Below are 14715 nucleotides of genomic sequence, written 5' to 3'. Positions count from 1 at the left end.
GTTTCCACAGCGACTGATCCGACGCGTTCGAGATCCCACAATCTCGATGTGACCGGTTTGTGAACTGTCCCTGAAGTAGCGAGGGCCAATGTGATGGCCGTTAATGTGGGCCCATCGCCAGCTGGCCTATTCACAAGACGCCGGAAATCGATGGCGCTCACACCGATCCGGCCCCGGGAGGACGTTTTGTCGGATATCGCAATTGTCGGCATAGGGTGTCGATTCGCAGGCGGAATCGACTCGCCGGATACTTTCTGGGACTTCGTCCTGGATAAGCGCGACGGTGTGGTGGATATGCCGCCCGAGCGGTGGGACTTCCGCCGCTATTACGACCCGGAGCCGCGCACTCCCGGCCGCAGCTACACCAAACGCGCCGCCTTCATGACCACCGATCCGTGGGAGTTCGACCCGGATTTCTTCGGCATCTCCGCACGTGAGGCGACGGTGCTCGACCCGCAGCAGCGCTTGATGCTGGAGGTGACCTGGGAGGCGCTGGACGACGCCGGGATCGCCCGGCACGCGTCCGGCGGCTCGGTCGGTGTCTATGTCGGCGGTTTCGTGGTGGACCAGTCCGTGATCGGCGTCGTGGGTCCCGCGCTGTTCCACACCGATATGCACACCCCGGCCAGCGCGTCCTACACCATGCTGTCCAACCGAATTGCCTACGCGCTCAATCTGGTCGGGCCCGCGATTACCGTCGATACCGCGTGTTCGTCCTCGCTGGTGGCGTTCCACCTCGCGTGCCAGGCACTGGCCAACGGTGATTGTGACGTGGCGCTGGCGGGTGGTGTCAATGTGATGCTGCAGCCGGAGACCTTCGTGCTGATGTGCAAGGGCGGGTTTCTCGCCACCGACGGGCGTTGCAAATCCTTCGATGCCGCCGCGGATGGTTATGGTCGCGGCGAAGGCGCGGGCATGGTGGCGTTGAAGAAACTCGACGACGCGGTGCGCGACGGCGATCGGATCTACGCCGTGGTCAAGGGAACCGGGGCCAATCAGGACGGCCGGACCACCGCGATCACCGTGCCGAACGCGGATTCGCAGGAGTCGCTGGCGCGTGCGGTGTGCGAGCGGGCCGGGCTGGCGCCGGAGTCGATCACCTATGTCGAGGCGCACGGCACCGGCACGCTGGTCGGCGATCCGGTCGAATTGCGGGCGCTGGGCAGCGTTTTCGGTGTGCCGGAGAAGCGAACGCGCTCGCTGGGCGTCGGCTCGGTCAAATCCACTCTTGGGCATACCGAGGCCGCGGCCGGTGTGGCGAGCGTGATCAAGGCGGCGCTGGCGATCCGGCACCGGATCATCCCGCCGCAGGGCTGGCTCGACAAACCCAACCCGGACATCCCTTTCGACGAGCTCGGCCTGCACGTGCAGGTGGAAGCCGAACCGCTGCCGTCGGACGCTCCGCCGATGACGGTCGCCGTGAACGGGTTCGGCTACGGCGGCACCAACGCGCACGCCATCCTGCGGGAATATCGACCCGCCACCGTCGTCGAATCCGCGCCGGAGCCCGAACACTATGGTGTGCTGCCGATCTCGGCGCGCAGCACCGGCGCGGCCCGTGCGCTGGCCGGGCGCTTCGCCGAACTGATCACCGCGGGCGCGGAACCGGAGCGGCTGGCCGAGGCGGCCTGGACTCGCATGGCGCACCATCAGTTCCGCACCGGCATGCTGCTCGGAAACACCGACGAGTTGGTCCGGGAGCTGCGCGCCTTCGCCGGCGGCGAGGGCCGCGACGCGGTGCGCACGGTCGTGACCCGGACCGCCGAACCGGTCTTCGTGTTCTCCGGTATGGGCCCGCAGTGGTGGGGAATGGCACGGGAATTGCTGTGCGCGGGTGGCGTTTTCGCCGAAACCGCCGAGCAGATCGACGCCGAGTTCCGCGCGATCGCGGGGTGGTCGATCATCGAGGAGCTGCGGCAGCCGAAAGAGCGGTCGCGGGTCACCGATACCGAGGTCGCGCAGCCCGCCAACTTCCTGGTGCAGGTGTCGCTCGTGCGCGAACTCGCGCAGTACGGCATCGAGCCGGCGGCCATCGTCGGCCACAGCGTCGGCGAGGTGTCCGCGGCCTATGTCAGCGGCATGCTGTCGCTGTCCGACGCGGTTTCGGTGGCTTACCACCGGGCCCGTTTGCAGGCGACCACGGCCGGTTCCGGCGGCATGCTCGCGGTCGGCATGTCACCGGAGCAGGCGCTCGAACTCGTCGCCGACGACCCCCGGGTCGATATCGCCGCCATCAACAGCGCCAGTTCGCTGACTCTCTCGGGCGATGACGACCGCCTGGACGAGATCGGCGAAAAGCTCACCGAGGACGGCATTTTCGCGCGTGCCCTGCTGGTCGAGGTGCCGTATCACAGCCGGCTCATGGACCCCATCCTGGACGAGTTGCGCGCGGTGCTCGCCCATCTGCGTCCCCAGGCGCCGTCCGTTCCGCTGTTCTCCTCGGTCACCGGCACACAGGTCACCGGCCCGGACTGGGACGCCGACTACTGGTGTGCCAATGTGCGCGAGCCGGTGCGCTTCGCCGCCGCCATCACCGAGCTCATCGCGGAGCGCCGGGTCTTCCTCGAGGTCGGACCGCATCCGGTGCTGTCCGGCAATATTCGGGAGGTGCTGCTGGGCGCGGACGTGCACGGCACCACGGTCCCCACCCTGGACCGTAAGCAGCCGGACTCGGACAGCATGCGCCGCACCCTGATCGGCCTCTACGGCGCGGGCGTGCTCGACCTCGACACGCTGTTCCCCGCTGACCGACCGGCCACCCGGCACGTGCCGCTGCCGAGGTACCCGTGGCAGCGCACCCGGCTGCACTCGGCGCTGCCGCTGTTCGAACAGGCCCGGCTCGGCAGCCCCGGCAGCTACGCCATGCTCGGCGACCCGGATGTCGAGGGCCGGCCGGATTGGCTGCTCCAGGTGGGCACCGAACTGCTGCCCTGGCTGGCCGATCACGTGGTCAACGGCGTCAAGATCATGCCCGGCGCGGCCTATCTGGACGCGGCGCTCAGCGCCACGGCGAAACGGCTCGGCGTCGAGCGTGTCGCGGTGGAGCAGGTGCGTTTCGTGGCGCCGCTGATCATGGGGGCGCCCGATGTTCCGTTGGTCGCGCTGACCGTGGAGGAGGCCAGCGGCCGCTTCATGATCCGCTCGCGCTCGGCCACCGGCACCGCCTGGACCCTGCACGCGACCGGCCGCATGCTCACCGGGAGCCACAAACAGACCAAGGTCGAGGTCCCGGACATCGACGCGGGCGTCGATGTCGATCCGAAGCTGTTCTACAGCGGCTTGGCCGCTGCGGGACTGCAGTACGGCCCATCCTTCCAGCGCGTGCGGACCGCGCGGGTCGGCAAGGATACGGTGACCGCGACCGTCGACGGCGGCATCGCCGCGGGCTCGGGCCATTTCGCCCATCCCGCCGTGGTCGACGCCGCGATGCAGACCGCGGCACTGCTGTTCGCCGAATCGCGGGTCGACGAGGGCACTTTGGTTCCGGTCGGCGTCGCGGCCGTGCGCATGGTCGCACCGCTGCCCGAGCGGATCACCGTGGTCGCACGGCGCGATCGCACGGCGCGGTTGCGCGCCGATGTGGATCTGCTCGATGACGAGCACAACCTGGTCATGCGGTTGAGCGGATTGCAGATCGGCGCGCTCACACCGGGGCAGGACCCGCTGCGACGGATGGCGGATTTCTTCTACCTCGAGACCATGCAGCAACGCGAGCCGCTGGATCCCACCGCACTACCGCAGGATTCGGTGCGCACAGTGGTCGTCGCGCTCGGCGGCGCCGACGGCCGCGCGCACGCGCTCGCCGAAGCGATTCCGGGCGCCCGGCTGCACCTCGCCGGGCTGCCCGGCGACGAGCCGGAGGCGGGGTTGGTCGAGGCGCTGGCGGCCGCGCGGGCCGAGGGCTCGGATCGGCTGCACGTCGTCGTGGTGGCGGGCGCCGCGACCGACGACCTGACCGAGCTGTGGACGTTGAAGCGCATCGCGGTCGCCGTCCACACCTTCGCCTACCCGGAGGGCGCCGAGCAGGCGCCGGAGAAGTTCGGCGACGGCCAGTGCCACGTCACCTTGGTGACCGAGCACGCGTTCGCGGTCCCGGACGACCCCGCTCCCGCGAACTCGACTCAGGCCGCCCTGGCCGGTGCGCACCGCGTGCTGCTCAACGAGCAGACTCCGCTGCGGTGGCGGCTGATCGACGTGGCGGCCGAGACCGAGATCGCCGACCTGGTCACCGAACTCGCTGTCCCCGGGGCCTTTTGGAGCGACAACACCGACGAGGTCGCGTTGCGCTCGGGCACTCGCTGGTCCCCGGTGGTGACAAAACCGCTGCCGGATCGACTGGAGGCGCTCGACACCGCGGAACCACTGACCGACCCACAGGCCAACTTCGCGCTGGAGTTGCCCCGCACTCGCGTGCTGTCCGCGCTGGCGTGGCGGCAGTGCCCGCGTCCGGAGCCGGGCGCGGGACAGGTCGAGGTGCGGATGAAGGTCATCGGCCTGAACTACAAGGACCCACTGAAAGTCATCGGGCTGCTCGGCGAACGCGAGTTGTCGCCGACCTACTTCGGCACCGTTCCCGGTATGGAGGGCGTCGGAGAGGTGGTGCGGGTCGGCGCCGAGGTCACCGATCTCGCGGTGGGTGAATTGGTCGCGGTCGCGGCCAAAGGCATGATGCAGCGTTACGTACTGGTCGACCGGCCGCGGGCCATCGCGCTGCCGCCGGACGCTGATCCCGGATATTGCACCAGCACAATCGCTTTCGGCACCGCCGAATACGCGCTGCTCGATCTGGCGCGCTTGGAGCCGGGGGAGACGGTGCTGATCCACGGCGCCGCCGGCGGTGTCGGCACGGCCGCGATCCAGGTCGCCAAAGACCGTGGCGCGCGCGTCATCGGCACCGCGAGCACCGACGAGCGGCGAGCTCACGTGCTCGCGCTCGGCGCCGATCACGCGATCGACTCGCGTTCCCTGAATTTCGTCGACGACGTGCTCGCGCTGACCGGCGGCAAAGGCGTCGAGGTCGTCCTGAGCAGTGCGCCGGGCGAGATCCTGCGGCAGAACTTCAATGCCGTAGCCGAATTCGGCCGCATCGTGGAGGTCGGCAAAGCCGACATCTACACCGGTGGCCTGCTGGAGATGGCCAACTTCGACAAGAACGTCGCGTACTACTCGATGGATCTGGACCGCCTGGTCGCGGTCGACCCGCAGCGACTGATCAAGCTGTTGCAGCGGATCTACGAGAAGGTCCTCGCAGGCACCTACAAACCCCTGCCGTACCGGATGTTCGAGACCGACGAGGTGGCGACCGCGTTCGAGGAGACCATCCGTTCGACCGGCTTGAACCGGATCGCGCTGCGGATGGATTCGGCCTTGCCCGCCGTGCGTCCGTACTTGCCGCAGGTCGAGATCGACGCGGGCGCAAGCTATCTGATCACCGGCGGTTTCGGCGGTTTCGGTCTGGCCATCGGGCGCTGGCTGACCGTGCGCGGCGCCCGCCGGCTGGTACTCGTCGGGCGCAGCGGTGCGAGCACCGAGGACGCTCGCCGCCAGCTCGAGGCATGGCACGCCGCCGGTGTCGAGGTGGTCCAGGAGCAGGCCGATGTCACCGATCCGGAGGCGATCGCCGCGATCGTGGGCCGGGCCGACCTGCCCGACCGTCCGTTGCGCGGTGTGTTCCACGCGGCCGGCTCGGTGGCCGATAATCGACTGGACGCCATGACCTTTCAGGAACTGGACATCGTGTACCGCCCCAAGGTGCACGGCGCCCGGGTGCTGCACCAGGCGGTCGCCGACGCCGGAATCCCGCTGGATATGTTCGTGCTCTGCTCCTCCGGTGGTTCCATGTACGGCATCTACGGCCAGTACAACTACTGCGCCGCCAACGTCGCGGTGGAAACCATGGCGCAGGAATGGGCGAAGGCGGGGGAGCGGGCCCTGTGCGTCGGCTGGGGGCACCTGTCCGGGGCGACCGGCGGGATGGCCGCCGACGAGACGGCGGTGAAGTACCTCGATCTGGTCGGTTTCGATCCGATCGACATGGCCGATGCCACCGCGTATCTGGAACAGACACTGCGCCTCGGTATTTCGCGAGCGGGCATCATCCCGACCGACTGGGCCAAGCTCACCGGCACCTTCCCCCAGCTGACCCGCACCGGTCGCACGCTCGCGCTCGCGCAGGTCTCCGCCAAGGACACCTCGGAACTGGCGCAACTGCGGGCCGAAGTGGCCGCGATCGAGGAGGGCAAGCGCGGCGCCTTCGTTGCCCGCAAGATGGCCGAAGAACTCGCCGTGGTCATGGGCGTGCCGGTCGAATCCATCGACATGACGGTCCCGGTGCCCGAATTGGGCCTGGACTCGCTGATGGCGGTGGAACTCGGGGCCCGGGTGACCAAGACCCTCGGCATCGATCTGATGTCGTTGCAGATGGGTCGCTCGTTCAGCCTGGAGCAGGCCGGCCCGAAGGTGGCCGAGCTGATTCTGGCCGCGGAATCCGCCCACGGCCCGGCCCTGCCGGACCCGGCCAGGGTGGCCGCCGAGGCACCCTCGAACGGTAGCGCCGCCCCGGCGCCGGTGCCCGTAGGAGCTCCCGCGTGACCGGCCCTCGTCGGAAAGAGGTTGCACCATGGTCGATTTCGGCCTGATCGACGAATGGGAGCCGGCGCCGGGCCGGTTGACCACCTGGACGGCGTCACCGGAATCCGCCGCGCGGGCCCGGTCGGCGCCGGTCCATCCGGCACCGCCGTCGCACCAGCAGGAACAGTACCTGCGGGCGGCCGCCCAGCATGCGGCGGCGGAGTTCCGCTATTCGGGCCTGTGCCTGGTCACCGCCGAGATCCCCACCGGTGACCTGGACCGCGACGCGATGACCCGTGCGATCAACGCGTTCCTGCTGCGGCACGACACCTTCCGGACCTGGTTCCGGATCGGGGTGGGTGGCGTGATCGAGCGGCACCTCGTGCCCGAGGCGGATGTCGACTTCGTGCCGATCGATTGTGGCTGGGTCGACGACTCCGCCACAGTTCGCGACCACGTACAGAAGACCACGCCAGGTCCTTTCGACTGGGACTGCTTCACCTTCGGGGTGCTCGAGCGGGAGGGTTCGACCACGCTCTACCTGGCGGTCGATCACCTGCACACCGACGGTTTCGGGCAGTATCTCTCCGGGTTCGATCTCGCGTTGCTCTACGCCCGCGAGGTCTGGGACGAGATGCCGGACATGCTGGCCCCGGCCGCCAGTTATCTCGACTACTGCACGGCCGAGCGGGCCTACACCGGGCAGATGTCGCTGACTTCGCCCGGGGTGCGGAAGTGGCTGGAACTGATCCGCGGAAATGGCGGCAGCCTGCCCGCGTTTCCGCTGGATCTGGGCAAGCGCACCGATATCTACAACCGGAGCGCGCACCGCACGGTGACGCTGTTCGACGAGGACACCGCCGCGCGCTTCGAGCGGCGCTGCCGCGCGAACGGCGCGGAGTTCGTCGGCGGCATTTTCGCCGCGGCGGCTCTGGCCGAACGCGAAATCACCGACAGCGACTACTACTTCGGCATGACCCCGGTGACCACGCGCAGCACCGCGGCCCAGCGCGCCTCCGTCGGCTGGTATGTCACCCTGCTGCCGGTGGCGTTTCCGCTGGGGCGCGCCAACTCCTTCGACCGGACCGTCAAACTCGCCCAGCACGCCTACGAGAACGGGCTCCGTCTCACCACCACCTCGTTCCAGCGGGTGGTCGAGCTCTTGCCCGCCGATTCGGATCTGGACCTGAGTCCAGGCTGGGCCTGTCCGATGATCTCCTACGTCGATGCCAGGGAACTGCTCGGCAACGAGGTCTTCGACATGGCGTCGTGCGGGCTGTACGCCAATCGCGCTGCCTCCGAACATGTTCTGATCTGGATCAACCGGCTGGCGACCAGAACCACGCTGAGCGTCATCTATCCGGACACCGCGGCCGCGCACGGTTCGGTGGATCGCTATGTCACCCAGCTCGCAGCGGTCTTCGCCGCCGCCGCCCGGGAGGAGAACCGATGAGGGACACCATCTTTCGCGATCCGGTTATCCCCGACGGGGAGAAATCGGTCTATGCGGTCAGCATCGCGGATCAGGCGCCGGCCTTCGACCTGGTCAGCGTCATCGGTCACGACGGGCCGGACTACCGCTCGATCGTGCACGCGGGAGCGGTCACCGGTGAGTTCACGATCACCGTGGAGCAGCGGTTCCAGCGGGCGGGCGACCGGCTCCGCGTCGCCGGCTACCGCGCCGAAACACGTTCCGGCACAAGGGTGGTGAGCCGGGAGGAAGCGGACTTCCTCGGTACCGAGCATGTGCAGATCGGCGTCGGCGTCGGTCCCTTCCCCGTCGATCTCATGCCCTTGGCGGGCGGGCTGACCCTGCTGCGCGGGCTCGACTTCACCGAGGGAGCGGAGACGGAGATCGCGCTGTGGCTCGCGTTCTCCGTGCACATTCCGGTGAGCGCGAAGATCGAGCAGCGCACCGTCATCGAGGTCCCGGCGGGCCGCTTCGATTGCTGGCAGGTCCGGCTGCGACCCCGGCTCTCCGGCCTGAACCCCATGCTCGAAAAGCTGCTCAGCGGTTTCCTGCCGCCCGCGGTCGTACACGTCGAGGCGGCCGCACCGCATCGGATGGTCCGATTGGGCTTCCCGACCGGGCCCATGCCGTGGAACCCTCGCGGGCTGATGGAGCTGGTGACCTAGAAGTCAGTCGCGGTGGTAGCGCAGTTCGTAACGCGCGCGGTTCTCCGCGGCGCGACGGCGTTCGTCCTCGTTGGCCAGTTCCGGGTCGAGTCCGTGCTTCAGCAGAACGTGACGCCGGTAGACATAGGTCAACGCGATGGTGAAGAAGACCAGCGGCAGATAGACCAGGGCCGCCATCGCCAGACCCATCCACGCCGGGCCCGGAACCAGCAGGAACAGGCACAACAGCGGAATGGGCGGAACCAGGAAGCGCACGAAGAAGCGCCGGGTGGCGCCGGGCCCGGTCTGATCGCGCAGCACCCACTCTCGCATCGAGGGCGGCAGCGTCGCACCGGCGATATAGCGGACGCGCTGGAGCGGGTTGGGAGCGTGTTCAGCCATTGCTTTCTCCTGTGGATACGTGCTGCCGGGCGGCGTCGTTGACCCGGGTCAGAGCGTCGCGTAAGTGCTCGAGTTCGCGCAGGCTCACGCCCAGACGCTCGACCACGGCTCCGGGGATGCGCTCGGCTTCGCGCCGCAGCGCGCGGCCCGCGGGGGTGAGGTCGACGACGAGCGATCGCTCGTCGCCGGGGTCGCGACGGCGGGTGATCAGCCCCGCGCCTTCCAGTCGCTTCAACAGCGGCGACAGGGTGGGGGACTCCAGCTGAATCGCCTCGGCGATCGCCTTGACCGACATCGGGGCCTCACCCCAGAGCGCGAGCATCACCAGATACTGCGGGTGTGTCAGTCCCAGCGGTTCCAGCAGCGGCCGGTACACCGAGAGCACCGAGCGGTTGGCGACCGCCAACGCGAAACACACCTGCCGGTCCAGGCGGAGCGGGTCGTCGGCCGCTGCATCGATTCGAGCCATGGCAGCGATGGTACACGAACAGTTAATACACGAACTGTTCTGGCATGCTCGATCTCGGTGCCGATCGCCCCTGCTGGAATGCGTCCCCGGCCTCGTAGAACGATCTGACCAGCGCGTTGCCCGGCGGCAAGTCGGTCCCGTTGGGCCGGAAGGCGAAGTGCACGAACACCACCAGCACACCGGCGCCCCGAGCGCGCGGAAGCAGTTCGGTCAGTGGTGGCACGACCACCCGGGTGAACGGATAGCCGCCGGTGATGCCCCGTTGGACATCACCCACGATCAGCGCTGTGGCCACGACAGACTCCTACTCGACCGCACTTCGATGACGTCCACCCGGCCAGCGTAGGAGACCGTTGCCTGTGGTGGTGCCGATGAACTCCTACCGCTTGCCGCGACGCCTGAGCATCAGGAAGAGCATGGGAGCGCCCACCACCAGAATCAGCACCGCGCCGCCGGCGGCCAGCACCATGGGCGAGATGCCCTCGGATTCGCTCGACGAAGCAGCCTGTGCGCCAGGGCCTTCGGTGGCGGATTCGCCGTTACCGCCGAAGGTTTCCGCGGGCGTACCGGTGGACCGGTAGGTGGGGCCGGGTTCCGGGGAACCGGAGACGCTCAGCTCCACTTCGATCGGAACCGGGACGCCGCGCGCCTGCTCCGGCTCACTGCCGGGGCTCAGCTTGACGGCGATGTAGTACCACCCCGCGACCGACTGCTCCCGGAGCTTCACGACGTCGGCCTCGCGGTTGCGGTAGCGGATCGGGATGGTGGCGACGGCGGGATCATTGGCCGGCAGGACCAAGTCGCTACTGGTGTAGGCGGTCGTGTCGTCGTCGATTTCGGTACGGAACGGCGTGTACAGCGTGGTGCTGACATTCGAGGTGTACGCGCTGCCGCGCACGTTCGTCGCGCCGAAGTGCACTCGGTAGGCCAAGCCCTGGCCCCACTCCAATTTCACTTTGTAGAACACGAATTCACCGCGTTGCAGGGTGTCGGAGTACAGGCCGGATCCGTTCAGCGTCGTCGCCACGTTGAACGAACCGCCGCCGACCACCGGCTGGACCGGAGTCGTGGGCGTCTCGAATTCCACCGGAGTCGTCGCGGCCGGTGCCGGGCCCGCATCCGAAACCGGTGCCTCCAATCCGACATTCATTTCCAGCGTCAGCGTTTCGGGCGAGTGCTCACCCACGTGCGCCCATTCGAGGGTGAAGTAATAGCGTCCGCCGCCGCGGCACCGATCGGTGCTCGGGCTGCCGGTTTTCGGCTCGGCGGCTTTGGTGAACACGGTGCCGACGGTCAGGGCGGCGCCATCGCCGGAACGGGACTGCGATTCGTTCTCGTAGACGTTGCAGTCATCCCCGTCTCGTCCGAACACGCGCAGGTCGAGCCGGTTGACCGAGGACGACGAACCGGAGGTGCGGCGCGGGAAGGACACAGTGCCGCTGAAGTACGCGGTCGATCCCTCGGGGATGTCGACGGCGTAGTACCGCCGGCTCTTCTGATTCAGTACGTCGAGGTATTGGCCGGGTGTGACGACCGGGGCATCCCGGTACCGCTCGGTGCCCTGGACCCGGGTCCCCGCGGGCGCGTAATTCCGCAATGCGGTGGCGCTGACCCGGGGGAGCACCTGCTCGAGCGTGCTGCCGTCGGCGGCATCGGTATAGGTTCCGCCGGTGGTCTGCGCGATGCAGGTCAGCTGGGTGCGAGAGGCGGCGTCGACGCCGAAACCGATGGCGTGCATGACAATCTGGTGGCCCTGCTTGCCCACCTCACGCGCGACCTCGCAGGGATCCGGCGGCGAGCAGGTGTCCAGGCCGTCGGAGACCAGCACGATCGAACTGCGCCCCTCCCGGGGCAGCGACTCGGCCGCCTTGCGCAGCGCCGCGCCGATCGGAGTGAAGCCGCTGGGCGTGATCTGGTCTACAGCACCGGTCAGCGCTGATTTGTCGATCGTTCCGGCGGGACGCAGCACCTTGACGTCTTGGCAACCGGCGGATTTCTCCGCGTCCGTCGAGCCGGTTCCGGTGCCGTACACCGTCAATCCGACCTTCGCCGCCGAGGGGGCGGCCGTCACGAAATTACGGACCGCTGTCTTGGCCGCGTCCATTTTGGTGCCGCCGCCGGGGTCGGCCGCCAGCATCGACCCGGAGGCGTCGAGCACCAGCATGGTCGGCGCGTATTCCGGATTGTCCTGGCCCCCAGGCGATTCCTGGGCCCAGGCGGGGGCGGCGCCCGGAAGCAGGCCGACCACCCCCGCCGCGGCGAGACCGATGAGCTTCGCGCTGAAGCTTCTGGAAACAGGCGACACGTTATCCACACTCCGTTCCGCCGCATCCGGACTTATACGGCGTACCGGACCCTACTGCAACTAAGGTTGCAATAGCGATTCGAGCAGTCGGGCCAAATCGCCTGTGCCGCTTACGCTGTCACGTTCTGCCCGTCGCGGCGAATCTCGACGATCGGCAAGGTCAACGCCGCGGGCGAGCTCGCGGGCACCACCGGCTGCTTCGGTGCCACCGGCGCGATCCGCTGGTATCCGGCCTCTTGCGGCGGGCGGGCGTCCTGCTCGCCCTTGTTCGGCCAGTACGCCGCGGCCCGCTCGGCCTGCGCGGTGATGGTCAGCGACGGGTTCACACCGAGGTTGGCCGACACCGCCGCGCCGTCCACGACGCTGAGCGTGGGATATCCGTACACGCGGTGGTACCCGTCGATCACGCCGTGCTCGGGGTCCGCGCCGATCGCCGCGCCGCCCAGGAAATGCGCGGTCAGCGGGATGTTGAAGATCTCGCCCCAACTGCCGCCCGCGATGCCGCCGATCTCCGCGGCGACCTTGCGGGTCACCTCGTTGCCGGCCGGGATCCACGTCGGATTCGGTTGCCCGTGGCCCTGTTTCGAAGTCAGCTTGCGGCCGAACAGCCCACGCTTGGTGTAAGTGGTGATCGAGTTGTCCAGATGCTGCATGACCAGCGAGATGATGGTGCGCTCGCTCCAGTTCTTGGTCTGCAGCATGCTGAGCAGGTCGATCGGGTGGCGCAGCACCAAGCCGAGGAACCGCAGCCAGCGCGGGATACGGCCGCCGCCGTCGACCATGAGGGTTTGCAACAGGCCCATCGCGTTGGAGCCTTTGCCGTAGCGGACCGGCTCGATGTGCGTGTCGGGAGTCGGGTGGATCGACGAGGTGATCGCGACGCCCTTGGTGAAATCGACGCCGGGGGTGACCTTCTTCGTGGCCGCGCCGACGATCGACTCGGAATTGGTGCGGGTCAGCAGGCCGAGGCGGTTCGACAGGTTCGGCAGCACGCCCTTGTCACGCATGGCGAACAACAGCTGCTGGGTGCCGCGGGTGCCGGCCGCCAGCACCACATGCTGGGCGGTGTAGGTCTTGGGCTGTTTGCGCACCCAGGCGCCGGTGCGGCGGGTGTCGACGTCCCAGGTGCCGTCGGGCAGCGGGCGGATCCCGGACACGGTGGTCAGCGGAATCACTTGCGCGCCCGCCTTTTCCGCGAGATACAGGTAATTCTTCACCAGCGTGTTCTTGGCGCCGTACTTACAGCCGACCATGCAGTCGCCACATTCGACGCAACCGGTGCGCTCGGGGCCGACACCACCGAAGTAGGGGTCGGCCACCGTCTCGCCGGGCGTACCGAAGAAGACGCCGACCGGGGTCTGCACGAAGGTGTCGCCGACGCCCATATCGTCGGCGACCTTCTTGAAGACCTCGTCCGCCGGGGTCATGTGCGGATTGCGCACGACGCCGAGCATCTTCTGTGCCTGCTCGTAGTACGGGGTGAGCTCGTCGCGCCAGTCGGTGATGTCGCGCCACTGCGCGTCCTTGAAGAACGGCTCCGGCGGCACATAGAGCGTGTTCGCGTAGTTCAGCGAGCCGCCGCCCACGCCCGCGCCGCCCAGAATCAGTACGTCGCGCAGGAGGTGGATGCGCTGGATGCCGTAGCAACCCAGCGCGGGCGCCCACAGAAACTTGCGCAGATCCCAGCTGGTCTTGGGCAGCTCGTCGTCGGCGAAGCGCTGACCGGCTTCCAGGACGCCGACCTTATAGCCCTTTTCGACCAACCGCAGTGCGGTGACGCTGCCGCCGAATCCGGAGCCGACGATGAGTACGTCGAAATCCGTCGCCCGCTGGTCCATGTGCAGAACTCCTCGATGCCGGTCTTCTGTGACTGCCGGTAACACTACTCTCCGGTAGTGGCGCGGCTCACGCCTGGGTTTTCCACCAGTCCACCGTGGCCGTTACGGCCACGTCCAGTGGTGTGGGGCGCAGATCCAGACGCTTTTCGCTCGCACTGGAATCGAGCACGAACGGCGCGCTGCCCTGATAGCTCATCTCCGCCAGCTCCCGCATCGCCGGGCTGACCAGACCGATCGCCTTGAGCATCCAGGGGCTCAGTGCCATCACCTGCGGTTTGCCGACTCCGGCGGCACGCCCGATCAGGTCGATCAGCTCGCGCTGGGTGACGGCCGGCGCCGACGGTGCGTGCAGGAAACTGTTCCACAGCGACTCGTCGGCGGCCGCGCGGATCATGGCCGCGGCGAGATCGGGGACGTAGGTGAACGAGTGCGGCACGTCCAACCGGCCGAGCGCCTTGGCCTTCTTACCCGCCACGATCGGCCCGAACAGTTGCTCGCCGGACAGCGAGTTGCGCACGTACGGTCCGAGGAAGTCGGCGGCGCCGACGCTGATCGTCGGTGTGGCGTGGGCTTCGCGGGCACGTACCAGATCGGTCCGGACGCCGGGCTTGCCGAAGTCGGCGGTGCGCGGCATGTTCTCGGTGATCGGCCGGTCGACCCGGCCGTAGGAGTAGAGATTCTCGGCGCAGACGACCACGGTGCCGGTCTTGCCCGCCTCGTCCAGCACGGTCTGCTGCGCGGGGATCAACTCCGCGCGCCAAGCCTTGGCGGAGTACTCGGAGGCGCCCGCGCAATGGTAGACGGCGGCGGCGCCCTCGAATTCGCCCGCGAGCTGCTCGGGCCGCGTGGCGTCCACCCGGCGGCGCTCGACGAGCGGATGGTCCGGACCACCGCCGGAGCGGGTCAGCACCCGGACCTGCTTTCCGGCGGCGGCCAACTGCTCGGCGAGGGTGCTACCCACGGGCCCGGCTCCGGTGACGATGTGCAGGTCGGACATGATATTCCTTTCGAGGGGC

At 68.2% G+C, this 14715-nt stretch carries 9 protein-coding genes; 3 read left to right on the top strand and 6 right to left on the bottom strand.

Annotated elements, in window-relative coordinates; translation table 11 throughout:
- The first annotated feature begins 186 nt into the window (after window positions 1-186).
- The 3 genes from BJ987_RS25355 to BJ987_RS25345 are packed head-to-tail and all read left to right on the top strand — an operon-like array spanning window position 187 to window position 8706.
- Window positions 187-6591: a type I polyketide synthase gene (locus BJ987_RS25355; RefSeq protein WP_209894868.1), complete on the top strand. Its 6405-nt coding sequence runs from the start codon at window positions 187-189 to the stop codon at window positions 6589-6591.
- Window positions 6592-6619: 28 nt separating this feature from the next.
- Window positions 6620-8023 (top strand): condensation domain-containing protein, encoded by a 1404-nt coding sequence (locus tag BJ987_RS25350; RefSeq protein WP_209894867.1) that lies wholly within the window; start codon window positions 6620-6622, stop codon window positions 8021-8023.
- On the top strand, window positions 8020-8706 hold the full coding sequence (locus tag BJ987_RS25345) for a hypothetical protein (protein ID WP_209894866.1): 687 nt from the start codon (window positions 8020-8022) through the stop codon (window positions 8704-8706). Before BJ987_RS25350 ends, BJ987_RS25345 begins: the two co-directional genes overlap by 4 nt.
- 3 nt (window positions 8707-8709) lie before the next feature.
- Here BJ987_RS25345 and BJ987_RS25340 read toward each other — a convergent pair whose 3' ends face one another.
- The 6 genes from BJ987_RS25340 to BJ987_RS25315 form a co-directional block, all read right to left on the bottom strand.
- On the bottom strand, window positions 8710-9087 hold the full coding sequence (locus tag BJ987_RS25340) for a DUF5313 family protein (RefSeq protein WP_209894865.1): 378 nt from the start codon (window positions 9085-9087) through the stop codon (window positions 8710-8712).
- Window positions 9080-9556: a MarR family winged helix-turn-helix transcriptional regulator gene (locus BJ987_RS25335; protein ID WP_209894864.1), complete on the bottom strand. Its 477-nt coding sequence runs from the start codon at window positions 9554-9556 to the stop codon at window positions 9080-9082. The genes BJ987_RS25340 and BJ987_RS25335 overlap by 8 nt, the downstream gene beginning before the upstream one ends.
- Window positions 9557-9578: 22 nt before the next feature.
- The gene (locus BJ987_RS25330) at window positions 9579-9851 is read right to left on the bottom strand and encodes a cysteine hydrolase family protein (protein WP_209894863.1); all 273 of its coding nucleotides are present in this window, start codon (window positions 9849-9851) and stop codon (window positions 9579-9581) included.
- Between the two features lie 84 nt (window positions 9852-9935).
- Window positions 9936-11861 (bottom strand): vWA domain-containing protein, encoded by a 1926-nt coding sequence (locus BJ987_RS25325; protein ID WP_209894862.1) that lies wholly within the window; start codon window positions 11859-11861, stop codon window positions 9936-9938.
- A gap of 110 nt (window positions 11862-11971) precedes the next feature.
- Window positions 11972-13699 carry a GMC oxidoreductase gene (locus tag BJ987_RS25320; protein ID WP_209894861.1) on the bottom strand — a complete coding sequence of 576 codons (1728 nt, stop codon included), beginning with the start codon at window positions 13697-13699 and terminating at the stop codon, window positions 11972-11974.
- Window positions 13700-13766: 67 nt separating this feature from the next.
- Window positions 13767-14696 (bottom strand): NAD-dependent epimerase/dehydratase family protein, encoded by a 930-nt coding sequence (locus BJ987_RS25315; RefSeq protein ID WP_209894859.1) that lies wholly within the window; start codon window positions 14694-14696, stop codon window positions 13767-13769.
- Window positions 14697-14715: the final 19 nt, after the last annotated feature.

It is taken from the genome of Nocardia goodfellowii, from assembly GCF_017875645.1.
Lineage (GTDB): Bacteria > Actinomycetota > Actinomycetes > Mycobacteriales > Mycobacteriaceae > Nocardia > Nocardia goodfellowii.
The sequence above is the reverse complement of the archived record's forward strand: the minus strand, read 5'-3'. Positions and strand labels throughout refer to the sequence as shown.

What these genes read in the sequence shown, in the direction of transcription:
- BJ987_RS25335 (WP_209894864.1), bottom strand. Translation starts at nt 9,556, where the DNA reads ATGGCTCGAATCGATGCAGCGGCCGACGACCCGCTCCGCCTGGACCGG.
- BJ987_RS25345 (WP_209894866.1), top strand. Translation starts at nt 8,020, where the DNA reads ATGAGGGACACCATCTTTCGCGATCCGGTTATCCCCGACGGGGAGAAA.
- BJ987_RS25315 (WP_209894859.1), bottom strand. Translation starts at nt 14,696, where the DNA reads ATGTCCGACCTGCACATCGTCACCGGAGCCGGGCCCGTGGGTAGCACC.
- BJ987_RS25340 (WP_209894865.1), bottom strand. Translation starts at nt 9,087, where the DNA reads ATGGCTGAACACGCTCCCAACCCGCTCCAGCGCGTCCGCTATATCGCC.
- BJ987_RS25350 (WP_209894867.1), top strand. Translation starts at nt 6,620, where the DNA reads ATGGTCGATTTCGGCCTGATCGACGAATGGGAGCCGGCGCCGGGCCGG.
- BJ987_RS25320 (WP_209894861.1), bottom strand. Translation starts at nt 13,699, where the DNA reads ATGGACCAGCGGGCGACGGATTTCGACGTACTCATCGTCGGCTCCGGA.